Here is a 24,819-nt window from a genome sequence, read left to right as displayed (position 1 = left end):
ATCAAACATTATGGGTCTAAAAAAAATAATGACAAATTATGCCGCTTACAACTTATGGGTTAACCAGCAATTTGTAAACTGGCTTTCTACAAAATCAGATGAGTTACTAAATGCTGAAGTAGCTTCGAGTTACACAAGTATTATTAAAACCCTCAATCATATTTGGGAAACGGAACAATATTGGTACTCGATTATAGCAGAAACTGGTCCGTTTGAAAAAAAAGAAAGCGTTGATTTGAATAAGAAGGAAGTCTTTGAGGGTTTGCTTAGTACATCTGTGAAACTAGCTGATTTTATCGCATCACTATCAGACGAGCAATTGGATAAAACAATTAAAATTGAAAATCCGTGGTTTCAATGCGAATTGCCACTTAGTGAATATTTACTGCAAGTAGTAAATCATGGCACTTATCACAGGGGACAAATTGTTACGATTGGCCGAAATGTTGGTATAACCGATGCTTCCAATACTGATTATAATTTTTACAATGTTGTAAAAGCACAATAACTAGCTAAAAAAAACTCCAAAAGAAAACTTAGTTCTTTTGGAGTTTTTTTATAAGAGTCTTTTTTTGTTGATTTCAAGCAATTCTAAGGCGCGAATTTTAAGACGTTCCGGTTCCAGGATTTCGGCATAATCTCCAAACATTAGAAACCAGCGCGGAAAACCACTTTCGATGTCGCGGCACATAAAGGTCATTTCGATTTTACCATCTACTTCTTTTTCTGAAATATAACCGTGGTATTTTCGTTCGCTTTCGAGATATCGGGCTATTTTCTTTTCAATCAAAAGTCTGACTTTTATAGTAGGAATTGTTTCTGTTTTAGTTAGATAGGTCTCTAAAGAGTCATGTTCTATTGTAAAACCACTTTCTGTTTTCTGAATTCCCTGAATTCTGTCGGTTCTAAATTGTCGGTAATCTTTTCTCAAATGGCAATATCCCAGAAAATACCAATTATTATGATCATGAAAAACACCAACAGGTTCAATGTTTCTTTGGGTCTTTTCGTCTTTTTCGACGGTTTTATAGGAAAGTAAAATTTGTTTTTTCTCTGCAATACTTTCAAATAGAACAGCCAAAGTATTAGGAGAATTATCATTAAACATAGGTTCTGCAGTCTGCATAACCACTTTCGACTCAATATTCGAAAGCCAGTCTTTATCTGTACTTCGCAAAACCGACTTTAGTTTAAACATCGCCGATGCATAATGACTTCCTAACGAAGGATCCGTAAATTTCTGCATCAGTTTTTCTGCCGCAATAAAACTGCTTACCTCTTCACGCGTAAACATAACGGGAGGTAATCGGTAACCGTCCATTAAGGCATAACCTACGCCAGCTTCACTGTAAATTGGAACTCCGGATGCTTCCAATGTCCGAATATCTCTGTAAATAGTTCGTAAACTAACGTCAAAGCGATTGGCCAATTCCTGTGCTTTTACAACTTTTTTTGATTGTAACTGAATGAGGATCGCGACAATACGGTCAAAACGTTTTGGAGATTCGTCCATTTTTTTTGAAGGTTCTAAGGTTCTGAGTTGCTGAGGTTCTAAGATTTTAAGATTCAAAGATACAAAGGTTGATAGAAACAATAAACCCGATAACAAAAGTTATCGGGTTATATTACTTTGCGGTTAACTGTCAAAGTATGGCAACCTGAAACCTGAAACCTGAAACCTGAAATCTGAAACCTGAAACTTGAAACAAATTAAAACTTGTACAATAGTCCAAATTTAGGCTGTGCAAAGATGTTATTGAATAAATTAATATTTAATTCAAAGCTGTTTGATGATGAGCCATCTTCCGGATTTGCATTGTTATAAGTTAAAATGTCAGCCAAAACAAAAGTTGCCGCGAATTTTTTGCTGAAGAAATAGTTTAATCCGACTGTAATGTTGGCTTTAATTCCGTTAGTAGTATTATCATATCGCACGGGATTACCTACAATGTTGTATTCAGCTTTTGCATGGCTATAACCCAGTCCCGCATCCGCAAATGCTTTGAAACGTCTTGAATCAGCTTCAAAAAAGTAATATCTGGCAAAAGCACCAATACCAAAAAAACTTGTTTTACCATCGTTTACATCAGTTTTACCACCTCCAAAATCTAAATCTCCTCCAACGGCAAAGTTGTCTGCGATTAAATATCCAAATTTTGGATTGATAGAATAAGCGTTGGCATCGTCACTTGTACTAACTGAAATACCACCTTCAATAAACATATCTCCTTTTTGAAATCTTACACCTTTTGCTGAATGCATTTCTTCTTCAGCTTCTTGTTGTTGTGCATTTACGAATGAAAAAGTAAACAATGCTGCGATAATTAAAAATCTCGTTTTCATAATATTTATTTTAAAGTTGTAGGATTAAAGTTATATTTTTTGTGTTAAAATTTATTTTAATCTCGATGAAATGCACTAAAAACTAGATGATTAAAGTTCTTTTTTTATTTTTATAAGTATTTACCTATATTTTTTAAAGATGATATTTTAAAGAGTCTGTAAATACAGGCCTTCACAAAATGTAAAAATAAATTGTTACTTATTGGTGAAAATTATTCATACAATTAAGATTGTTAATTCAATTATTTACTATTTTTAATCCCCTGGTGTACGGTAATTTTAGAACCAGAAAACCTACAAATCTGACTCTTATAATTGCTGTAGTACGTTCTTTTGAATTTGCACTTTTACCAAAACATACATTATCGAATGATGTATCCCGCTGAAGATTAATTTTTAAATTTTAAACCCCAAATAAAATGATTAGAAATTACACCTTTGACGAGGCTTATAAGAGATTTGAGCCTCACGATCACCGATGCGCCTACTGCAGACAGGCTGAAATGGAAAATATTAATGATTGTTATTTTTTACCGCTTATTGTGGAAGACGATAAAACCAATATCGTTATTTACAAATCTGTAGAATATTCCAAAATCTTAATCGGAATACCCAGATGCCGGTCTTGCAAAGACATTCACTCCGATGCAAAAAATAAAGCAATTAGCATTTCGATGGTTTCCGTTATATTATTACTAGGACTTTTGCTTTATAATTTTGTGAATTTAAACACATTCGTATTTATGCTCGGAATTTTTACCGTACTCTTCGGAGGTATCTACATATCTGCAAAACTGTCAGAAAGATATGTTGCCAATAAAGGAATTTATACGGTACAATACGGAGCCGAAACAAACGAAGTAGTTCGTGATCTCGTAATATCAGGATGGACATTTAATAACTCAATTGCATAAAAACAAAAAACCCGATAACGAAGTTATCGGGTTTTTCTATATTCTATATTCTATATTCTTTGCTCTTGCCTCTTGCCTCTTGCCTCTTTTTTCTAAAACAAGAACTAGTCGTTCAATTTCAAAACAGCCATAAAAGCTTCTTGTGGAATCTCAACGTTTCCAACCTGTCTCATACGTTTTTTACCTTTTTTCTGTTTTTCAAGAAGTTTACGTTTACGAGAAATATCTCCACCATAACATTTTGCGGTAACGTCTTTACGAAGTGCCTTAATGGTTTCACGAGCAATAATTTTTGCCCCAATTGCAGCCTGAATCGGAATATCAAATTGCTGTCTCGGAATCAATTCGCGTAACTTCTCGGTCATTTTTTTACCGATGTTATAAGCGTTGTCTTCGTGAATCAAAGCAGAAAGTGCATCAACCGTTTGGGCATTCAAAAGAACGTCCAGTTTAACTAATTTTGAAGTTCTCATTCCGATAGGAGAGTAGTCAAAAGAAGCGTAACCTTTAGAAACTGTTTTTAAACGATCGTAAAAATCAAATACAATCTCGGCCAAAGGCATATCAAAATTCAATTCCACTCTTTCAGTAGTCAAATACGTTTGGTTGGTAATTTGACCACGTTTTTCGATACACAAACTCATTACGTTTCCAACGAAATCCGATTTTGTAATGATAGTTGCTTTAATATAAGGTTCTTCCACTCTGTCTAAACGAGATGGTTCAGGTAAGTCAGAAGGGTTGTTTACTACGAATGGAGTTTCAGGATCTTTTTTAGTGTAAGCCAAATACGAAACATTAGGAACTGTAGTAATTACAGTCATATCGAACTCACGTTCTAAACGTTCCTGGATAATCTCCATATGCAACATTCCTAAGAATCCGCAACGGAAACCAAATCCTAACGCTGCAGAGCTTTCAGGTGTAAAAACTAACGAAGCATCATTCAATTGCAATTTCTCCATAGAAGAACGCAAATCTTCATAATCTTCTGTATCAACAGGATAAATTCCCGCAAATACCATTGGTTTTACATCCTCAAAACCAGTAATCATATTAGTAGTTGGTGTTTTTGCATCTGTCAATGTATCACCAACTTTTACTTCTTTTGCTTCTTTAATTCCAGAAATCAAATAACCAACATCTCCTGTAGAAATCACATTTTTAGGAACTTGGTTCAATTTTAAAGTACCAACTTCATCAGCAAAATATTCATTGCCGGTAGCCATGAATTTAATTTTTTGCCCTTTACGAATTTCTCCATTCATAACTCTGAAGATTACTTCAATTCCACGAAACGGATTGTAATGTGAATCAAAAATTAAAGCCTGTAAGGGCTCGTCCACATTTCCTTTTGGAGCAGGAATTTTTTCGATGATGGCAGCTAAGATGTTCTCAACACCAAAACCTGTTTTTCCAGAAGCATGAATAATATCTTCTAGTTTACATCCTAATAAATCGATGATATCGTCACTAACTTCTTCCGGATTAGCACTTGGTAAATCAACTTTATTCAAAACCGGAATAATTTCCAGGTCATTTTCTAAAGCTAAATATAAGTTCGAAATAGTTTGTGCCTGAATACTTTGTGCAGCATCAACAATCAAAAGCGCCCCTTCACAAGCCGCGATAGATCGTGAAACTTCGTATGAAAAGTCAACGTGACCAGGAGTGTCAATTAAATTTAAAATATATTCCTCTCCTTTATAAGTATATTCCATTTGAATGGCGTGACTTTTAATGGTGATTCCACGCTCGCGCTCCAGGTCCATGTTGTCAAGCAATTGTGCTTTTTCTTCACGAGCTGTAACGGTTTGTGTAGCGCCCAATAAGCGGTCTGCCAGTGTACTTTTACCGTGGTCAATGTGTGCAATAATGCAAAAGTTACGTATCTTCTTCATTTTATTATTTCAATTCTCTTATGCGAGTTTTAGTAATTTCCGGATATAAATTTGCCCAGTAGCAATTGCGTTAGAGCATGTTATTAAGGCGCAAAGATAGCGCAAAGTTTTGGATTCTGGAATGTAGTTGTCTGATTGTTGGATTCTCTAATTCAAAACAGGCTTTAAAATTCAAAATTAAATCCTTTTTCAGTCAGTTTCTTGTAAATATCAGGATCAAATTTGTACAATTTTGCGGCTCTGTGTGAAACATCTTGTTGTTTTTCATCTAGGGCAACTAACAATTTCATATGCAGAATTTTTCTGCGGAAATTTGATTTTTCCAATTCAATTCCTAGAATTTCTTCATACAAATGCATTAATTGTAATAAAGTGAATTTTTCAGGCAAAAGATTGAATCCAATTGGCGCTTGACGCACTCTGTTACGAAGTTGCATTAAGCTAAATTCTAGGATTTCATTGTGGTCAAAAATCAAATCTGGAATTTCATTGATCCTGCACCATCTTGCCTCCTTTACTGCTAAACTGGCTTTAACATCATAATCTTCTTGATTTACAAGAGTGTAATATCCAATAGTTACAATACGACGGTCTAAAACCCTTTTTGGATTTGTAAATGCCTTTAGCTGTTCCAGGTAAATATTATCAAGAGTAGTAAGTTCATAAAGAATTCTGTGTGCGGCATCATCGGCGCTTTCTTCTCTTTTCATCCAACCACCTAATAATCCCCAGTTTCCTTCGCTTTCTCCACTGGCATGCTGTACCAAAAGGACTTCAAGGCTGCCTTTTTTAAAACCAAAAATTACGCAATCAATTGAAATTCCATCAACTGCTGGTGTCGAACTATGTAAAACATTATCGATTTTAGAAATTTCTTTAGGATGTAATGATGCCATTCTTTGCTTGTGTCAGCGTGTTATTAAAATTCAAAATTGAAACCTTTTTCGGTTAGTTTATTGTAAATCTCTGGATCAAATTTATATAATTTTGCCGCTCTATGCGAAACATCTTGTTGTTTTTCATCTAAAGCAACCAATAATTTCATATGCAGGATTTTTCGTCTGAAATTTGATTTGTCCATTTCGATTCCTAAAATTTCTTCGTATAGATGCATTAACTGTAATAAAGTAAACTTTTCAGGCAAAAGATTAAAACCAATTGGGGCCTGACGAACTCTGTTTTGCAGATGTTTCAGACTGTAAGCCAGAATTTCGTTATGGTCATAAATTAAATCCGGAATAGCATCAATTTTATACCATTTGGCATCAGCTGCTGTAAAACCGGCTTTAATATTATAGTCTTCTCGTTTTACCAAAGCATAATATCCGATAGTGATAACACGTCGCAGCGGAAAACGATCCGGATCTCCAAATGCTTTTAGCTGCTCCAGATAAATATTATCAAGACCGGTAAGCTCATTTAATAAACGATGTGCTGCATTATCTGTACTTTCTTTTTTATAAATCCATCCTCCCGGAAGACCCCATTTCCCTTTGCTGATTCCTTCGCCATGTTGAACTAAAAGAACTTCTAAACTTCCTTTATCAAAACCAAATATGACGCAGTCAATCGTGATCGCATTCATTGCGTTCTGTTCACTTTTGATGATTGCATCGGCAGTTATATTTTTATCCATGTGCGATAGAAATTTCGACAAATTAAACAAATAAAATGCATAAGTGTCTTTGTTGATTACTTAATATTTTTTTAACATAGTAAAAATCTGATATTCAATTGTTTGAAATCCGAATAAAATTGAATTTAAAAATCAGAATTCTTTAAATGATTGATTATCAAAAATATAATTCAGTATTTTTTTGATATTATTTATTTCATTTTTGACTATAAACTTGTCAGATCGGTAAAATTGAATCTGCATAAATCCGAATTAGAAAAAAATAACCTTAATATTTTGCTAATATAGAAAAAAAGTTTTACACTTGTAGTCAAATTTACCATAAGATAAGTTCAAATTGACTATAAGTTTTAAAAGAACAATTTTAGTAGTAAAAAAAGCAATCGAAAATAGTCTTATCCATTAAATATTTTTTGTTGATGAACGCAAGAACACTTTAATCAGATATAACCGTAACTAACTTAATTTAACCAACTTTTATTTATTATGAAAAGCAAAAATTGTATGAAAACAACAATGTCCTCGTTTTGTACGGCGCTGTTGTTTAGCTTATTTATGATACAGGCGGGCGTTGCACAGGCGCAATCCCGAGCTGTAAGTGGAAATGTGACATCGGGCGTTGATGGAATGGGGATTCCTGGCGCAAGCGTTGCAGTACAGGGAACTAAAATCGGTGCTTCAACCGATTTTGATGGAAATTATAAAATAGAAGCAAAAGCCGGTGATGTGCTGGTATTCTCTTTTATTGGATTCAAAAGTCAAAAAGTAACAGTAGGAACGCAGCAAACTGTTAATGTGAAGTTGCAGGAAGAAACTGCAGAACTTAAAGAAGTAGTTGTTATAGGGTATGGCTCGCAAAAGAAAACACTTGTAACCAATGCTGTTACGCAGGTTAGCGGTGAAAATCTTGCCAAAACAAATACAACAAATGCACTTCAGGCACTTCAGGGACAGGCCGCCGGACTTCAGATTACTTCTACTTCAGGACAACCGGGAGAAGGTTTGAATGTGGTTATCAGAGGGGCTGGTTCAATTGGAGGCAGCAGTCCGCTTTATGTTGTTGATGGAATATTAACAGGTGATATTTCTTATTTGAGCAATTCAGATATCGAATCTATTTCTGTTTTAAAAGACGCGGCTTCAGCTGCAATCTATGGTTCACAAGCTTCAAACGGTGTTATTTTAGTAACAACAAAAAAGGGTAAGAAAGGTAGTGCAGGACAAATTACATTTGATCAGTATTATGGCGTTCAGTCTGTAGCAAGAAAAGTAGATTTGCTTGATGCAACAGAATATGGTGTCATTTTAAATGAAGCAGCCGTAAATTCAGGTAAAGCTCCTTATTTTACAAATGATCAAATTGCAGCATTAGGATCAGGAACAAACTGGATGGACAAAATGTTTACTGATAATGCAGCTACTAAGAATTTCGCTTTTGGCGCATCAGGTGGTTCAGATACTTCTGTTTATTCTACTTCATTATCTTACTTAGGACAAGAAGGAATTGTTGGCGGAAAAGATTTGTCGAATTATGACCGTTACAATTTCAGATTCAATTCAGAACATAAACTGTATAAAGATGTCGTTACTATAGGAGAAAATTTAAGTTTTGCCTATGTTGACAAAAACGGAATTGGTGTTGGAAATCAATACAGCAACTCTTTGAGAGGAGCCTTTCAGGCAACACCGTTATTACCAATGTATGACGAAAATGGTAATTTTTACGATACTAGCAATGACAATGAGCCATGGTTAACAGGTGTTGCAAATCCTTATGCTTTGATGACTTACAATAATCAAAATGAGAGTAATAATCAAAAATTATTAGGGAACGTTTATTTGCAAATTCAACCTATAAAAAACCTTACACTTAGAACAACTTTAGGTCTTGATTATAATGTTAGCGAAGGGCATTCTTACTCTCCGGTATATCAATTATCAATTTACGCAAATAGTGCTTTTGACAGAGTAAATCAAAATATGTTTAAAAGCAAAAGTATCAACTGGGATAATTTGCTAACATATAAATTTAATGTAGCTGACAATCATCATTTTGAAGCTATGGCTGGTACTTCTTATATTAAATACGATCAAAGTTCTATAGAAGCAGCCAATGCAGATTCTGTTTTTAACGATTTAGAGCACGCCTGGATAGATAATACTACAAATAAGGATGGTGCAAGAATGTCAATGAGAGGAAGTAAGTTTGAGAATATATTAATGTCTTACTTTGGAAGATTAAATTATAACTACAAAGAAACTTATTTGTTAAATGCAACGCTTAGAGCAGATGGTTCGTCAAAATTTGCTCCTGGAAATCAATGGGGTTATTTCCCATCTGTATCTGGTGGTTGGGTAGTTTCAAACGAAGAATTTTTAAGAGATTCAAAAGCACTAAACTTCTTTAAATTAAGAGCAAGCTGGGGTCAGGTAGGAAATCAAAGTATTCGTTCTTTCCAATATTTAGCACTTGTAAAATCAAATACTACTAACTATAGTTTTGGTGACGAAGAAGGTGTATTAACTCCGGGAAGTTATTTGCAAAACATAGCAAATCCTAATTTAAAATGGGAAACTTCAGAACAAATTGACCTTGGTTTTGATGCCAGATTTTTAGACAACGCATTAAGTGTAAATTTTGATGTCTACAAAAAAACGAATAAAGACTGGTTAATTTTAGCTCCAATCTTAGCCACTGCTGGTGCCGATGCTCCATTTATTAATGGTGGTGATGTAGTGAACAAAGGGGCAGAGTTAAGTTTAAACTACCAGAATAAAATTGGAGATTTTAATTATACCATCAGTGCAAACGGTGCGTATAATAAAAATGAAGTTGGTAAAATTCCTAATGCAGATGGAATCATTCACGGTTTAAGTAATGAACTTTATGATAATGCAGGTGAATTCTACAGAGCACAAAACGGATTCCCATTAGGTTATTTCTGGGGATACAAAACTGGAGGTGTTTTTCAAAATCAGGAACAAATCAATAATTATAAATCTGCCAGTGGTGTAGTGTTGCAGCCAAATGCAGCTCCGGGAGATCTTATCTATCAAAATGTTAATGGAGATGATAAAATAGATGCATCTGATAAAACAAGTATTGGAAATCCAAATCCTGATTTTACTTTTGGTTTATCTATTTCTGCTAGTTACAAAGCTTTTGATTTCTCAGCTATGGGGAACGGTGTTGCCGGAAACCAAATCGTTCAGTCTTATAGAAACCAGTCGGGTGCTTACGGAAATTATACTTCTGCAATATTAAGCCGTTGGCATGGAGAAGGTTCTTCAAACACAATGCCGAGAGTAACTGAAGACAACAGAAACTTCACTCAATTTTCTGACTTATATGTTCAGGATGGAGATTTCTTCAGAATCAGTACGATTACATTAGGATTTGATTTAGCGAAAATGAAGCAATCAAAACCATTTTTTGCAAGTCAGTTTAGAATGTACTTCTCAGTATTAAATCTTTACACTTTTACAAAATATGATGGTATGGATCCTGAAATTGGATTTGGTTCTTCAAATAATGATCAGAAATTTTCATCAGGTGTTGACGTAGGGTATTACCCAAGACCAAGAACATTCATGTTGGGATTAAATGTTAAACTTTAATAAATAAAAAAATGAAAAATACATATTTATATATTTTCTGTTTTAGCTTATTGTCTCTGGGTTCTTGCAGTTTAGAAACAGAGCCTTTAACACAACAAACAGATACAAATTTTTACAAAACTAAAGATGATGCTTATGCTGCTTTAGTAGGATGTTATGATGGTATGCAAGTTGCAACTGGCGCTTCTGGCTTGGGAGTTCCGGTTATCAGTGAGGTAATGTCAGACGATTGTTTTGGCGGAACTGGTGCCTCAGATGGTTACAACTACGCAGCTATAGATGAATTTGATATTACACGTTCACCTTCAGATGTAGACATGTTAAATAATAACTGGATAGCATATTATAAAGCACTTTATCGTTGCAATGTCTTTCTAACTAAAATGGATCAGATCCAATGGGATGGAGACACAGCCTTGAGAAATACGTATGAGTCTGAAACCAGATTTATCAGAGCTTATCTTTATTTTGAAATGGTTCGTTTATGGGGAAATATTCCTTTACTAACAGCGCCTTCGACTGAGAATATTCCACAGGCAAATCCAGATGAAGTTTATAAAGCGATCGCAGAAGATTTGGTTTTTGCTTCAGACAATTTACCTTCAGTAGCCTATAATGCTACAACAAGCGGACGTATAACGAAATGGGCAGCAAAATCGTTATTAGGACGTGTTTATTTATACTATACAGGTTATTATGGAAAAGCTGATTTAGCAGGAGTAGTTACTAAAGCTCAGGCTTTAGGTCATTTAGAAAATGTTATTGCAAATAGCGGACATGGTTTAGTGGCTGATTTCTCAACACTTTGGCCAGCAGCTTCTGTTGATAAATATGCAGGTGAAAATAATAAAGAAAACGTATTTGCTATAAAATATACTTTTACAAGTGATTATAATGGAAATACAGATGGTAACCATTGGTTGGTAATGTTTGGAATGAGAGAATACTCTTCGTACCCTTATGGACGTGGTTGGGGTATTACCGTAAATTCTAAATTATGGAATGCTTATAATGCCAATGATACTAGACGTGTTTCAACTATGATTGGAATTGAAGAAGAAGATATTGATTTTGATAAAATAAACAGCCAAAGAGAATATACAGGTTACTACAACAAAAAATATGCTCCAATGGTAGACAAAGATGGGAAAGATCTTCCGTTAACTATGGGTAGTCAATTTTGGGATATTAGTCAATTTCAGGATTATGTGGTGTTGAGATATGCTGACGTACTGTTAATGGCAGCTGAATTAGGAAGCGGAAATTCTCAGGCTTATTTTGATGAAGTAAGAAAAAGAGCTTATAAAGAGAGTTTTTCAACTTTACCTGTTACTGCTGAAAATATTTTGAAAGAAAGACATTTAGAGTTTGCACTTGAAGGTGTTAGATACTGGGATTTATTACGTCAGGGAATTGGAACAGCTTCTTCGACTATTGCTGAAACGACTACTTTATTAAGTGGAGGAGTTGCCGGAACAAAAACAATTACGGCTGCTAAAATTCAGGCAACAAAAGGATTACAGCAGATTCCGAATACTCAGATTACATTGTCAAATGGAGTATTAAAACAAAATGCCGGTTGGTAATTTTAATTAAAAAATATAAGAAAATGAAAAATATTAAATTATTAATGACGTCATTTTTGATGTTGGTAATGTTACTATCATCTTGTTCTCCTGAAACTTATTCGTTAGATGGTCAGATGAACAAATCAGATATTAAGTTTGAAATTACTCAGGATTTTGTAGCAGATCCAGGTGGAAATACTGTGATAATGAAAAATACAACCCCAGGTGTTATCTTAACCTGGGATTATGTAACTGGAAAATCAGACAAGGCTACTGAAACGGTAAAATATGCCTTTAAAGGAAATTATACTATAAAAGTTACAGCTGTAACCGGAGGTGGTATTGTTGAATTAGACCCTGTAACGATTACCGTTACTAAGGATAATTTAAACTATGTAAACGATCCTTTGTGGAATTTACTTTCTGGCGGAGTAGGAAAATCAAAAACATGGTATTTAGATTTAAATGCTGATGGGGTTTCAAAATATTTTATGGGACCGATGTATTTTTATGGTACTGACAACGCATGGTTAGAAGGTGGTGATAATGGATGTTATGGTGCAGATTGTTGGAATTGGAGTCCGGAATGGAAAGGCAATACATGGATTGCAGCTCAAGGTGATTACGGAAGTATGACATTTAGTTTAGATGGAGGTCCATTTTTAACAACAGATCATAAAATGAGTCCAGCTTATGGTAAAGAATCAGGAACATATTTTCTGGATATTAACGCAAAGACCTTAACTACTTCTAATGCTACTATTTTACATCCTAATGAAAATGAAAATTGTGTTGTTGATTGGAGATCGATGAAGATTATGTCATTAACTGAAAACACTTTGCAGGTTGGTGTTTTAAGAAAAGGCAGCTGTGAAGGTCCGGCGACTCTTGTTTTTAACTTTATATCAAAACAATATAGTGATAATTGGGTACCAGCAGTGGTTGCAGATCCAAATCCGGCTATTGATTTAAATGGAGGAACAGTAGATGATTTATTATCAACAACAACTACAACCACTAAAACATGGAGCTTAAGCAAAGACACTCCTTTTAACTGGACTGATTTGAATGGTGCACTTTTAAACAATTGGAATTCTGTTGCCGATTATGAAGCTGCAGGTTGGACAGGATATGTTGCTAGTGATCAAACAAACGTTGTTAAAAACAAAATAAGTTTCTCAAACGATGGTAAAGTATCAACTGTAGATAGCAATGGTGTAACAAAATCAGGTACTTATGCTACAGAATCAGGTACTAACATTATCACATTTAGCGGTATTTCACCAACATTCCCAATAGGAAGTTCTTGGGCATCAGTTTCTACTACAGAAGAGAACCAGTGGAAAATCGTGAAAACTGCAAAAACTGGAAATGTTGTTACGGATATCTGGTTTGGAAAAAGAGATCCAAGCAAGAGTGAATATATGGTTTTCCATTTTGTCTTAAATTAAAATTGAATTAAATAGTAATACATTTTGGTTTTTAAAAGGTTATTAGCTACCAGGAGTTAGAATTAACACTAAACTCCTGGTAGCAATTCCAGAATATTTAGGATCTGTTTTTAACGAAGAAATGTAGAACTAAAGAGTAATAATATAATGTATCGATAGGTGGTGTATTTTAAACACTTATCGATACATTTATATACTTTAAACCATTTAAGAAATAATGAAATATTTAAACCTTTTTAAAACACTTATTCTTTTTTCGCTTTTTGCACTTTTGAGTTGCAGTAAAGGGAACAATGATGTTTTTACTTCTAGAAAAATCTCTTTTAATACTGATTGGAGTTTTCATCTAAATGATAGCATCATAGATAAAGACACTATTGGATCTTCAACAAAATGGAGAACTTTAAATGTTCCTCATGATTGGAGTATTGAAGGGAAATTTGATGAAAAAAGCCCGGCCGGTTATGGCGGAGGAGCGTTAAACGGAGGTTTAGGCTGGTACAAAAAAACTTTTAAAGTTGCTGTTGAAGACAGCAGCAAAGTAACTTCAATCATTTTTGATGGAGTTTACAGAAACAGTGAAGTTTGGGTAAACGGACATTATTTAGGAAAACGCCCAAACGGATATATTGGTTTTCAATATGAAATTTCTCCTTACTTAAATTACGGAGACAAAAACAACGAAATAATTGTTAAGGTTGACAATTCAAAGCAACCCAATTCACGCTGGTATTCTGGTTCAGGAATTTTTAGAAACGTCTGGATCGAAACTACTGACAAACTTCATGTTGGACAATGGGGAACTTATGTTACCACTCCAAAAGTTACTGCCGAAAAAGCCTCGGTAAATTTTGAAACGACAATTCAAAATCAAAATTCAGCTTCAAAAAAAGCAACAGTAACCACTACTATTTTTAAAGAAGACACTAAAGTAACATCCGTTACTCAAAATATAACGATTGGTGCAAATACACATCAAACCATCAAACAATCTGCAGAAGTTGAATCACCAATTTTGTGGTCAGTTGAAAAACCGGAATTATACACCGCAGTTACTGAAATTGCTGTTGATGATAAAATCGTTGATCAATACAAAACCAATTTCGGAATCAGAGATTTTAAATTTGATTTGAACAAAGGTTTTATTTTAAACGGAAAACAAGTTAAAATCAAAGGAGTTTGTATGCATCATGATTTAGGTCCGTTAGGTGCTGCAATCAACACACGTGCTATCGAAAGACAGTTAGAAATCTTAAAAGAAATGGGTGTTAACGGAGTCAGGACTTCTCATAATCCTCCCGCTCCGGAACTTCTAGACCTTTGCGATAAAATGGGTTTCATTGTCATGGATGAAGCTTTCGATATGTGGAAGCAAACCAAAACCAAATACGATTACGGAAATGACTGGGACAAATGGCATAAGAAAGATTTAATTGATCAATTGCTTCGCGACCGTAATCACCCAAGTATTTTTGTTTGGAGCATCGGAAATGAAATTCCGGAACAATGGAACGAAAATGGTGTGAAAATAGCAAAAGAATTGGCCGCAATTACACGCCAATACGATAAAACGCGTCCACTTACGGCAGCAATGAATCCGCCGGTGAATATGAATATTGATGAAGTGACGTTACAGTTTGAGAAAAACAATGTATCGATTAATCCGCTTGCGGCATCTGGAGTTTTAGATCTTATTGGATACAATTATGCGCATCAAACGTACGAACATCACCTAAAAAACTTTCCAAATACACCTTTTATAGCAACAGAAACAACTTCAGGTTTACAGACAAGAGGCTATTATGATGCCGTTTCAGATACCATAAAAAAATGGCCGGTTAGTTGGGATAAAAAATTTGAAGGAGGAAATTCAGGAAATACCGTTTCAGCTTACGATCAGGTGCAGACGCCTTGGGGATCAACGCACGAAGCAACTTGGAAAGTAATTAAAAAACACGATTTCCTTTCCGGAATGTATATCTGGACAGGTTTCGATTATATCGGAGAACCAACTCCTTACGAATGGCCGTCAATCAGTTCCTATTTCGGAATTGTAGACTTAGCCGGTTTCCCAAAAGATGTTTATTATATGTACCAAAGTGAATGGACAGATAAAACGGTGCTGCATATTTTCCCACATTGGAACTGGAAAGCCGGACAAACCGTTGATGTTTGGGCGTATTATAATAAAGCGGATGAGGTTGAACTTTTCTTAAATGGAAAATCAGTCGGAATCAGAAGTAAAAAAGGAGATGATCTTCATGTAATGTGGAGAATTCCTTTTCAGGCCGGAACATTAAAAGCGGTTTCGCGCAAAAACGGAAAAACAGTTTTAGAAACCGAAATCAAAACGGCAGGAAATCCAGCCAATTTAAAATTAACGGCAGACAGAAGCAATATCAAAGCGGACGGAAATGATTTATCATTTGTAACCGTAGATATTTTAGATGCAAAAGGTGTTTTAACACCAAATGCCAACAATGAAATCAATTTCTCTTTAAAAGGAAACGGAAAAATAGTAGGTGTTTGCAGTGGAGATCCGGTAAGTCATGAACCTTACAAAGGATCTAAACACACAGCCTTAAATGGAAAATGTTTAGTAATTGTTCAATCTTCTGATAAAACAGGAAGATTAGAATTAACCGCTAAAGCGAATGGATTAAAACCCGCAACAATTGTAATCACAGCAGAATAAAATAATAGTAAAAGATACACGATGAAAAAAATACAACTAGCTTCTTTATCTCTATTCCTGGGATTGTTAGCGACGCCAAAAGCATCGGCACAAATTCAAAACGCAGATGTTTTGAATGCTCCAATAGACATCAGTAAAGATTTTCAGAATTACCTGAACACTTTTTATTTTGCTGATGAATTAACTGGTTTTGATCCGGCAACCGGAAAAGGGACTATAAAATATTTGAGATACAATTACAAAACGCGTCAGGCTTTCAACAACATGATGATGAAACCTGATGTGGAGAAACCAAACGAATTTCCAACAACAGAATATGATGTTTCGCCTGAATTGCCTTTCCAGATTCAATTTGTTTCAGACAGAACGATCCGAATCAAAACCACTTCCGGACCACAATTTCATCCGGAAAAAGAGTCTTTAATGTTGATTAACGGCGTTGCGCCAAATCATCCTGAATTATGGAAATATTCTAAAATCGAAGGTGGTCACAGTTATACGAGTAAACATGGAAGAGTTGAAATTTTGACAAAACCGTGGCACGTAAAAATCTATGATGAAACTGGAAAATTATTGACGAGTACGCTTCATGATTCAGATTTCAAAAATACCTATACACCAACACTTCCGTTCTCATATGTTCGCAGAAACAGCGATTACTCCAGAAGTATGGGCGCTGCTTTTAGCTTAGAACCAGACGAGAAAATATTTGGTTGTGGAGAATCTTTCACGCAATTCAACAAACGCGGGCAAAAAGTAGTTTTATGGACGGATGACGCGAATGGAATCCAGAATGAAACGATGTACAAACCGGTTCCATTTTACATGAGCAGCCGTGGTTACGGCGTTTTCATGCACCATTCAACACCCATTACAGTTGATTTTGGAAGATACTTTGGAAGTGCCAACGAAATGTATATTGGAGATGACGAAGCCGATTTATTTTTCTTTATCGGAGAACCAAAAGACATTTTAGATCAATATACAGATTTGACCGGAAAAGCAGCGATGCCACCACTTTGGTCGTTTGGATTCTGGATGAGCCGAATCACTTACTTTACTGAAAAAGAGGGAAGAGAAGTTGCCAAAGATTTACGTAAATATAAAATCCCAACTGATGTAATACATTTTGATACAGGTTGGTTTGATGTAGACTGGAGAAACAATTACGAGTTTGCAAAATCTCGTTTCCCGGATGCTCAAAAAATGATGTCTGATCTAAAAGACGATGGTTTCCATGTATGTTTATGGCAATTGCCTTATTTCACGCCAAAAAACACATTGTTTCCTGAAATCATGGAAAAAAATTTAGCAGTAAGAGATCGTAAAGGAAATCTTCCTTACGAAGATGCTGTTTTAGATTTCTCAAATCCTGAAACTGTTACCTGGTATCAATCAAAATTGAAGAAATTATTTGATCAGGGTGTTTCTGTTTTCAAAGTCGATTTTGGAGAAGCTGCTCCGCCTGACGGAATTTACCATTCAGGAAGAACAGGTTTCTACGAACATAATTTATACCCATTACGATACAATAAGGCTGTTGCTGAAATTACGCAGAAAGAAAAAGGATACACTTTAATCTGGGCAAGAAGTACCTGGGCAGGATCTCAGCGTTATCCTTTACATTGGGGTGGAGATGCTGAAACTTCAAACGGAGCCATGTCGGCTGAATTAAGAGGCGGACTATCCTTAGGATTAAGCGGATTCAGTTTCTGGAGTCATGATGTGGGTGGATTTGCAACAAAATCGCCTGAGAATTTATACAGAAGATGGGCGCCGTTCGGAATGTTTACTTCACACGTAAGAAGCCACGGTGAGCCTCCACGCGAACCTTGGTTATACAGCAAAGACTTCTTAGAAGGATTTAGAAAAGCAGATAATATGCGTTATGAATTGATGCCATATATCTACGCTCAGGCAAAAGAAAGTTCTCAAAAAGGTTTACCAATGATGCGTGCCTTATTTGTAGAATATCCAAACGATCCGGGAGCATGGTTAGTTGATAATGAGTATTTATTTGGTTCAAGTATGTTGGTTGCTCCGCTTTTTGAAGAAGTAACAGAAAGAGATGTTTATCTTCCGGAAGGAACATGGATTGATTACCAAACTAAAAAAGTATACCAATCAGGGTGGCATAAAATCAAAGCGGGCGAAGTGCCAATTGTGGTTTTAGTAAAAGACGGAACAGCATTGCCTCATATCGCTTTGGCACAATCAACAAAAGATATGGACTGGAGCAAATTAACGCTGAAAGTATATGCAAGTGATGCTACAACTTCGGCGAAAGCCAAAGTCTTTTTGCCTGAAGGAGATGCTGTTCAGGAAATTACAGTGACTAAAAAAGGTAGCAATTTTGAAGTTGCACCAAATGCATTAAGTGGAAAAACCACTTTTAAAACAGAGTGGATTAAATAAATCAGTTGTTTTTATCCCGTAGGGATTTAATGTCGGTAGCAATATCAATCATTGTCGTAATTTTTCCCGTTAGGGAATACACAAATAAGAATATGTAGTCCCTGACGGGACATTAAACCGGTTTTCTGTTTTTCTACCAACATTAAATCCCTACGGGATAAAAAAGTATAAAATGATTAAAGGTTGAGAATTAAAAATTAGAAATCTGCCAGATCTGCTAAATCTGCGTGAGACAAAAATTAAAAAATCATTTTGAATCTTTTATCCCGATAGCTATCGGGAGTGGCAAAAAAAACATCCCCAACAGGATAAAAAATAAGTTTTAGTTTAGTTTTTAAATCGGATGAAGTTTTGAGCGCTTCATCCGATTTATTTGAGAATTCAAGAAAAAATATCATGAAAAAAAATCTAGTTCTTTCCGCCGTACTGCTTTCCATTACGATTGGATACAGTCAGAAAAATAAAAATGCTTACGAATTGGCTTCGCCAAACGGGCAGAATAAAATAAAATTCGAGCTGGTAAAAAATGCTCCAAAATATGCTGTATCACACGGAAAAACCGAGGTGATTACGCCATCAGATATGGGGTTTTTATTAAAAGGAAATGAAAACTTAAGTTCTGACTTCGAAATCAAAAATGTAAAAAATACTTCATTTGATGAAACTTGGGAACAGGTTTGGGGAGAAAAGAAAAACATCAGAAATCATTACAATCAGCTTTCGGTTGAATTACAGCAAAAAAGCGGAAATAAACGTAAATTAGAAATTCAGTTTCGTGCTTTTGATGATGGAATCGCTTTTAGATATTTGTATCCAAAACAAAATGTAAAAGACAGTATTTTCATTATGGATGAAAAAACGACTTTTAACTTAAAAGAAGATGGAAAAGCCTGGTGGATTCCGGCAAACAGAGAAAACCGTGACGAATATCTTTTTAAAGATGCTCCTGTAAGTACGCTAGATACTGTTTTAACACCGCTTACAATCGAAAGTAAAAGCGGATTGGCATTGAGTTTTCATGAAGCCAATTTGGTAGATTTTGCCAGTATGACTTTGGTTAACACAACCGGAACACAATTGAAATCAGATTTAGTGCCTTGGGCAGATGGAGTAAAAGTTCGTGTAAAAGATACGTTTACTTCTTCTTGGAGAACACTGCAAATTGGAGAAACTCCGGGAGATTTAATTACATCTTATTTGATTTTAAATCTTAACGAACCAAACAAATTAAAAAATACAGCAAGTTATTTCCAACCCTACAAATACTTCGGAATCTGGTGGGGAATGCACATCGGGAAATATACTTTTTGGGAAAGCGACAAACAAGGAGCAACAACCAAACATGCCGAAGAATATATTGATTTTACAGCCAAAGAAGGTTTTCATCATTTATTGATTGAAGGCTGGAATAAAGGCTGGACACCTGCCTGGTATGAAAACCACATGCATATGTTCAGTTTCACAAAAAGTGCCGACAATTTCGACTTAGAAAAAGTGGTGGAATACGGAAACAAAAAAGGCGTAGCACTTATTGGTTACCATGAAACGGGTTCAAACTTAATTAACTATTTAAAAGAAGTAGACGAAGGTTTTGCATTGTACAAGAAATTAGGAATGCATTCGGTTAAAATTGGTCACGTAGGTTCTAAATTGAACATGAAAGAAAATCATTTCGGACAATTTGGAGTAAATTATTTCAGATATATTTTAGAAAAAGCAGCGCAATATGATTTAGCTGTTTTATACCACGAATCGATAAAAGATACCGGAGAAAGAAGAACTTTCCCGAACATGGTTTCGAGAGAAGCGGCACGTGGACAAGAGTATAACGCGTGGAGCGAAGGAAATCCACCTAATCACTTAACGATTATTCCTTTTACCAGATTACTTTCAGGTCCAATGGACTTCACACCTGGAATTTTTGATGTAGAAGTAAAACAAGGTTTCCCTGGAAAAAGAGTACACGGAACTGCAGCGCAACAATTGGCATTGTATGTAACGATTTATGCACCAATCCAGATGATGGCAGATTTACCTGAAAACTACGAAGGAAAACCAGCATTGCAGTTCTTAAAAGATGTTCCAACAGACTGGGAAGATACTAAAGTATTAGAAGGAGCAATCGGACAATATATTACAACAGTTCGTAAAGACAGAAAAAGCGCTGACTGGTATTTAGGAACAATAACAAATGAAAAAGCAAGAGACGTAAATGTTGCCTTGTCATTTTTAGATCCAACAGCAACTTACGAAGCTCAGATTTATGCTGATGCAGAAGGAACAGATGAAACACACAATCCTGCTGCAATTGCGATTTCTAAGAAAACGGTTAAAGCGTCAGATGTATTAAAATTACATTTAGGTGGTGCTGGAGGAACAGCAATTAGATTCAAAAAACTATAATTAATTTGATATCCTAACAGGTTTCTAAAACCTGTTAGGTATATTTTACGCTATGATTAGATTTCAAAAAATATAATTTATAAAAATTTAAACCCAGGGTTTAATAGACACATTTTTTTAAATGAAAAACCTTTCGCTACATATCGTTTTTCTTTTGTCGATCAATTTGATGTTGTCGCAGCAAAAACAATATCCTTTTCAGGATTCTAAATTAGATACTGAAAAGCGTATTGATAATTTGTTGTCATTAATGACACTAGACGAAAAGATTCAGGCCTTAAGCACGAATCCGTCGATAAAAAGATTGGGTGTTACAGGTACAGGTCATGTAGAAGGACTGCACGGTTTAGCTTTGGGCGGGCCGGCAGAATGGGGTGGAAAAAATAAACAACCAATACCAACTACCACTTTTCCTCAGGCTTATGGTTTGGGAGAAACCTGGGATGTTGATTTACTTCAAAAAGTGGCCAATGTTGAGGGTTACGAAACGCGATATGCTTTTCAGAAATACCATCGCGGCGGATTAGTTGTTCGTGCTCCAAATGCTGATATAGCAAGAGATCCACGCTGGGGACGTACCGAAGAAAGTTATGGAGAAGATGCTTTTTTTAACGGAAAAATGACCTTTGCTTTTGTAAAAGGTTTACAGGGAAATAATCCAAAATATTGGCAGACCGCTTCCTTAATGAAACACTTTTTAGCCAACAGTAATGAAGACGGGAGAACGTATACTTCATCTGATTTTGATGAAAGATTATGGAGAGAATATTATGCCCTGCCTTTTCAAATGGGAGTTGTTGATGGAGGATCGCGTGCTTACATGACGGCTTACAATAAAGTAAACGGAATTCCGGCAATGGTTCATCCGATGCTGAAAAACATTACCCAAAAAGAATGGGGACAAAACGGAATAATTTGTACCGATGGAGGCGCATTCAAATTATTGCTTTCAGATCATAAATATTATGCTGATAAATATCTGGGTGCTGCTGCAGCTATAAAAGCCGGAATCAATCAGTTCCTGGATGATTATACAGAAGGTGTTTATGGTGCTCTTTCGCATGGTTATTTAAAGGAAAAAGATATCGATGCTGTTATTCGTGGGAATTACAGAGTGATGATTCAACTCGGAATGTTAGATGTTACGGATGAAAACCCGTATGCCAAAATCGGAACAGGAAGAGACACCATTGATCCGTGGAAAACCGAGGCGCATAAAAAAATCGCTTTAGAAGCCACCCAAAAATCTATTGTTTTGCTTAAAAACGATACGAATCTATTGCCTTTACAAAAAGACAAATTAAAAACAATTGCGATAATCGGGAATCGCGCTGATGAAGTGCTTCTCGATTGGTACAGCGGAACACCTCCATATACGATCACACCTTTGCAAGGAATAAAAAATAAACTGGGCAACAACGTCGAAATTCTATATGCAAAAAATAATACAGATGGCAAAGCGGCTGAAATAGCTAAAAAAGCAGATGCAGTTATTGTCATAGTCGGAAATCATCCGGTTTGTAATGCGGGCTGGGCCAATTGTCCCGTTCCAAGTGAAGGAAAAGAAGCTGTAGACCGTCAATCGCTGACCTTGGAACAGGAAGATTTAATTAAAGTAGTATATCAGGCTAATCCTAAAACTATAGTGGCTTTAATAAGCAGTTTTCCTTACGCTATAAACTGGACGCAAGAACATGTTCCTGCTATTGTTCACATGACACAAAATAGTCAGGAAACAGGAAGCGCTTTGGCAGATGTTTTATTTGGAGACTATAACCCGGCTGGTCGTTTAACGCAGACCTGGGTAAAAAACATAACCGATTTACCGGATTTATTAGACTACAATATCCGAAACGGCAGAACCTATATGTATTTTAAAGGAAAACCTTTATATGCTTTTGGCCATGGATTAAGTTATACCACTTTTAAATACAATTCAATTGAAACGAGTTCGGAAACTATTTCAAAAAATGCTGAAATAAAAATTACAGTTTCAGTTACCAATACGGGAAACAGAGATGGAGATGAGGTAGTTCAGTTATACATAAAACAATTACAATCAAAAGTGGAGCGTCCTGAAAAAGAATTAAAGGCATTTCAAAGGATTTTCTTTAAAGCCGGAGAAACGAAGAATGTCGTATTGACTTTAAAAGCAAAAGATTTAGAATATTGGAATACAGTAAAACAACAATTTGAACTGGAAAACAATACTATTGAAATTCAGGTAGGAAGTGCCTCAGATGCTATTCTGCTCAATAAAAAAATAACCGTGAAATAATTGAAATGAAAAGAAAAGGGATCATACTGCTTATTTTAATATCACTTTACAATGCTGAAATGTTTGGACAGCAGACCAATGCTAGTTCAGACAGAATCATAAAAGTTGATTATAACAAAACTTCAGGAGCATTAAATACGATGTTCAAAGAATGTATTGGTGCCGGAAGAGCCAATGAAGGATTGCGTGCCGATTGGCAACAACAATTGGCAATGACCAAAAAAGAATGTGACTTTAAATACATCAGAATGCATGGTTTATTGTCTGATGATATGGCGGTTTACAGAGAAGATGCCAAAGGAAATCCTGAATACAATTACCAGTATATCGACGTTTTGTATGATTTTCTTCTGAGCATTAAAATGAAACCTTTTGTTGAATTAGGTTTTATGCCAGAGGCTTTGGCTAGTGGAAAAGAAACGATTTTTTGGTGGAAAGGAAATGTAACCCCTCCAAAAGACTATAAAAAATGGGAAGATTTAATTCGCAACTTAACACAGCATTTTACAGAAAGATACGGGGCCGAAGAAGTAAAAACATGGTATTTTGAAGTTTGGAACGAACCTAATTTAACGCCAGGTTTCTGGACGGGAACGCAGGCAGAATATTTCAAACTGTATGAATATGCAGCCCGAGGCATAAAAACAGTAAATCCAGCTTACAAAGTAGGAGGTCCTGCAACAGCGGGCGCAGGCTGGGTTCCGGAAACAATTGATTTTTGTGTTAAAAATAATGTGCCGTTAGATTTTATTTCGACACATACTTATGGAGTAAATCAAGGTTATTTAGATGAATTTGGAACTTCGGGAACGGTTTTAAGCAAAGATGATTCCAGTATAAGCGGTGATGTAATCAATTCCCGCAATCAAATTTCAAAGTCGGCTAAGCCAAAATTAGAATTGCATTATACAGAATGGAGTTCTTCTTATACTCCGGCAGATCCTATTCACGACAGCTATCATTCGGCAGCTTATATTTTGCAGAAATTAAAACAAGTTGGTAACGCGGCAAACTCAATGTCATACTGGGTTTTCACTGATATTTTCGAAGAACCGGGCCCAAGATTTACCCCTTTTCATGGCGGTTTTGGATTATTGAATACACAGGGAATTAAAAAACCGGCTTATTTCTCTTATTCTCTTCTGAATAAACTGGGAGAAACAGAACTTCAGAATAAAGATACTTCTTCATGGGCGGCTAAAAATTCAAAAGGAGATGTTCAGTTGTTGTTTTGGGATTTTACCAATACACATCCCGGAGATAAGGTTTGGAATCAGACGTATTATGTTCAGGATTTACCGTCTCAGTCAAAAGGAATTGTAAAAATTGAAGTCGAAGGCCTTCAAAAAGGGAAATACAATTTGGAGATTTATAAAGTGGGCTATAAATCAAATGATGCTTACGCCGATTATTTAGCCATGAATAAGCCAAATCAGCTTACTATTGATCAGGTAAAGAAAATTAAAGAACATAATAATGGAGCTCCAATTGCAATTGAAAAAGTAATAATTGATTCAAAAGGTACCTACCGTAAAGATTTTAAAATTAACGAAAATGATGTTGTTTTATTCAATTTCGTAAAGCAATAAACTATTAA

General features: G+C 35.5%; 15 protein-coding genes. 10 read left to right on the top strand and 5 right to left on the bottom strand.

From position 1 onward, the window contains the following. The first annotated feature begins 10 nt into the window (after window positions 1–10). Window positions 11–508: a DinB family protein gene (locus AC3ITQ_RS04010; RefSeq protein WP_489236911.1), complete on the top strand. Its 498-nt coding sequence runs from the start codon at window positions 11–13 to the stop codon at window positions 506–508. A gap of 48 nt (window positions 509–556) precedes the next feature. Here the strand turns inward: AC3ITQ_RS04010 and AC3ITQ_RS04005 are convergent, their stop codons facing one another. After that, on the bottom strand, window positions 557–1,513 hold the full coding sequence (locus AC3ITQ_RS04005; protein WP_489236910.1) for a helix-turn-helix transcriptional regulator: 957 nt from the start codon (window positions 1,511–1,513) through the stop codon (window positions 557–559). Between the two features lie 197 nt (window positions 1,514–1,710). Then, a complete protein-coding gene (locus tag AC3ITQ_RS04000) occupies window positions 1,711–2,343 on the bottom strand; it encodes an outer membrane beta-barrel protein (RefSeq protein ID WP_489236909.1) in 633 nt (210 codons plus the stop codon). Window positions 2,344–2,762: 419 nt separating this feature from the next. Between AC3ITQ_RS04000 and AC3ITQ_RS03995 the strand changes: the two genes are divergently transcribed. Then, on the top strand, window positions 2,763–3,257 hold the full coding sequence (locus AC3ITQ_RS03995; protein WP_489236908.1) for a hypothetical protein: 495 nt from the start codon (window positions 2,763–2,765) through the stop codon (window positions 3,255–3,257). Window positions 3,258–3,361: 104 nt separating this feature from the next. Here the strand turns inward: AC3ITQ_RS03995 and lepA are convergent, their stop codons facing one another. From lepA to AC3ITQ_RS03980, 3 genes are all read right to left on the bottom strand, one after another. Then, entirely contained in the window at window positions 3,362–5,158 is a 1,797-nt protein-coding gene (gene lepA, locus AC3ITQ_RS03990) for a translation elongation factor 4 (protein WP_310300617.1), read from the bottom strand. Between the two features lie 164 nt (window positions 5,159–5,322). Further along, window positions 5,323–6,054 (bottom strand): NUDIX hydrolase, encoded by a 732-nt coding sequence (locus AC3ITQ_RS03985; RefSeq protein ID WP_072969843.1) that lies wholly within the window; start codon window positions 6,052–6,054, stop codon window positions 5,323–5,325. A 23-nt stretch (window positions 6,055–6,077) separates the two neighbouring features. Then, window positions 6,078–6,794 carry an NUDIX hydrolase gene (locus AC3ITQ_RS03980; RefSeq protein ID WP_072969842.1) on the bottom strand — a complete coding sequence of 239 codons (717 nt, stop codon included), beginning with the start codon at window positions 6,792–6,794 and terminating at the stop codon, window positions 6,078–6,080. Between the two features lie 504 nt (window positions 6,795–7,298). Here AC3ITQ_RS03980 and AC3ITQ_RS03975 point away from each other — a divergent pair. From AC3ITQ_RS03975 to AC3ITQ_RS03940, 8 genes are all read left to right on the top strand, one after another. Then, window positions 7,299–10,412, top strand: a complete 3,114-nt coding sequence (locus tag AC3ITQ_RS03975; RefSeq protein ID WP_489236907.1) for a SusC/RagA family TonB-linked outer membrane protein — start codon at window positions 7,299–7,301, stop codon at window positions 10,410–10,412. An 11-nt stretch (window positions 10,413–10,423) separates the two neighbouring features. Then, the gene (locus AC3ITQ_RS03970; protein ID WP_489236906.1) at window positions 10,424–11,998 is read left to right on the top strand and encodes a RagB/SusD family nutrient uptake outer membrane protein; all 1,575 of its coding nucleotides are present in this window, start codon (window positions 10,424–10,426) and stop codon (window positions 11,996–11,998) included. Window positions 11,999–12,021: 23 nt separating this feature from the next. Then, window positions 12,022–13,431 carry a hypothetical protein gene (locus AC3ITQ_RS03965; RefSeq protein WP_489236905.1) on the top strand — a complete coding sequence of 470 codons (1,410 nt, stop codon included), beginning with the start codon at window positions 12,022–12,024 and terminating at the stop codon, window positions 13,429–13,431. A gap of 217 nt (window positions 13,432–13,648) precedes the next feature. Beyond that, the gene (locus tag AC3ITQ_RS03960) at window positions 13,649–16,126 is read left to right on the top strand and encodes a glycoside hydrolase family 2 TIM barrel-domain containing protein (RefSeq protein ID WP_489236904.1); all 2,478 of its coding nucleotides are present in this window, start codon (window positions 13,649–13,651) and stop codon (window positions 16,124–16,126) included. A gap of 21 nt (window positions 16,127–16,147) precedes the next feature. Continuing rightward, on the top strand, window positions 16,148–18,541 hold the full coding sequence (locus AC3ITQ_RS03955) for a glycoside hydrolase family 31 protein (protein WP_489236903.1): 2,394 nt from the start codon (window positions 16,148–16,150) through the stop codon (window positions 18,539–18,541). Between the two features lie 396 nt (window positions 18,542–18,937). After that, window positions 18,938–20,944 carry a glycoside hydrolase family 97 protein gene (locus AC3ITQ_RS03950; RefSeq protein WP_489236902.1) on the top strand — a complete coding sequence of 669 codons (2,007 nt, stop codon included), beginning with the start codon at window positions 18,938–18,940 and terminating at the stop codon, window positions 20,942–20,944. Between the two features lie 121 nt (window positions 20,945–21,065). Then, window positions 21,066–23,222: a glycoside hydrolase family 3 C-terminal domain-containing protein gene (locus AC3ITQ_RS03945; protein WP_489236901.1), complete on the top strand. Its 2,157-nt coding sequence runs from the start codon at window positions 21,066–21,068 to the stop codon at window positions 23,220–23,222. A 5-nt stretch (window positions 23,223–23,227) separates the two neighbouring features. Next, entirely contained in the window at window positions 23,228–24,811 is a 1,584-nt protein-coding gene (locus AC3ITQ_RS03940) for a GH39 family glycosyl hydrolase (RefSeq protein ID WP_489236900.1), read from the top strand. Window positions 24,812–24,819 lie beyond the last annotated feature (8 nt).

This window comes from Flavobacterium sp. KH_001 (assembly GCF_057840745.1).
This window is presented reverse-complemented; position numbering and strand designations above follow the sequence as displayed.

Bases quoted from the DNA above. Each gene is read 5' to 3' on its own strand.
- AC3ITQ_RS04010 (WP_489236911.1), top strand. From the start codon at position 11: ATGGGTCTAAAAAAAATAATGACAAATTATGCCGCTTACAACTTATGG.
- AC3ITQ_RS04005 (WP_489236910.1), bottom strand. From the start codon at position 1,513: ATGGACGAATCTCCAAAACGTTTTGACCGTATTGTCGCGATCCTCATT.
- AC3ITQ_RS04000 (WP_489236909.1), bottom strand. From the start codon at position 2,343: ATGAAAACGAGATTTTTAATTATCGCAGCATTGTTTACTTTTTCATTC.
- AC3ITQ_RS03995 (WP_489236908.1), top strand. From the start codon at position 2,763: ATGATTAGAAATTACACCTTTGACGAGGCTTATAAGAGATTTGAGCCT.
- lepA (WP_310300617.1), bottom strand. From the start codon at position 5,158: ATGAAGAAGATACGTAACTTTTGCATTATTGCACACATTGACCACGGT.
- AC3ITQ_RS03985 (WP_072969843.1), bottom strand. From the start codon at position 6,054: ATGGCATCATTACATCCTAAAGAAATTTCTAAAATCGATAATGTTTTA.
- AC3ITQ_RS03980 (WP_072969842.1), bottom strand. From the start codon at position 6,794: ATGGATAAAAATATAACTGCCGATGCAATCATCAAAAGTGAACAGAAC.
- AC3ITQ_RS03975 (WP_489236907.1), top strand. From the start codon at position 7,299: ATGAAAACAACAATGTCCTCGTTTTGTACGGCGCTGTTGTTTAGCTTA.
- AC3ITQ_RS03970 (WP_489236906.1), top strand. From the start codon at position 10,424: ATGAAAAATACATATTTATATATTTTCTGTTTTAGCTTATTGTCTCTG.
- AC3ITQ_RS03965 (WP_489236905.1), top strand. From the start codon at position 12,022: ATGAAAAATATTAAATTATTAATGACGTCATTTTTGATGTTGGTAATG.
- AC3ITQ_RS03960 (WP_489236904.1), top strand. From the start codon at position 13,649: ATGAAATATTTAAACCTTTTTAAAACACTTATTCTTTTTTCGCTTTTT.
- AC3ITQ_RS03955 (WP_489236903.1), top strand. From the start codon at position 16,148: ATGAAAAAAATACAACTAGCTTCTTTATCTCTATTCCTGGGATTGTTA.
- AC3ITQ_RS03950 (WP_489236902.1), top strand. From the start codon at position 18,938: ATGAAAAAAAATCTAGTTCTTTCCGCCGTACTGCTTTCCATTACGATT.
- AC3ITQ_RS03945 (WP_489236901.1), top strand. From the start codon at position 21,066: ATGAAAAACCTTTCGCTACATATCGTTTTTCTTTTGTCGATCAATTTG.
- AC3ITQ_RS03940 (WP_489236900.1), top strand. From the start codon at position 23,228: ATGAAAAGAAAAGGGATCATACTGCTTATTTTAATATCACTTTACAAT.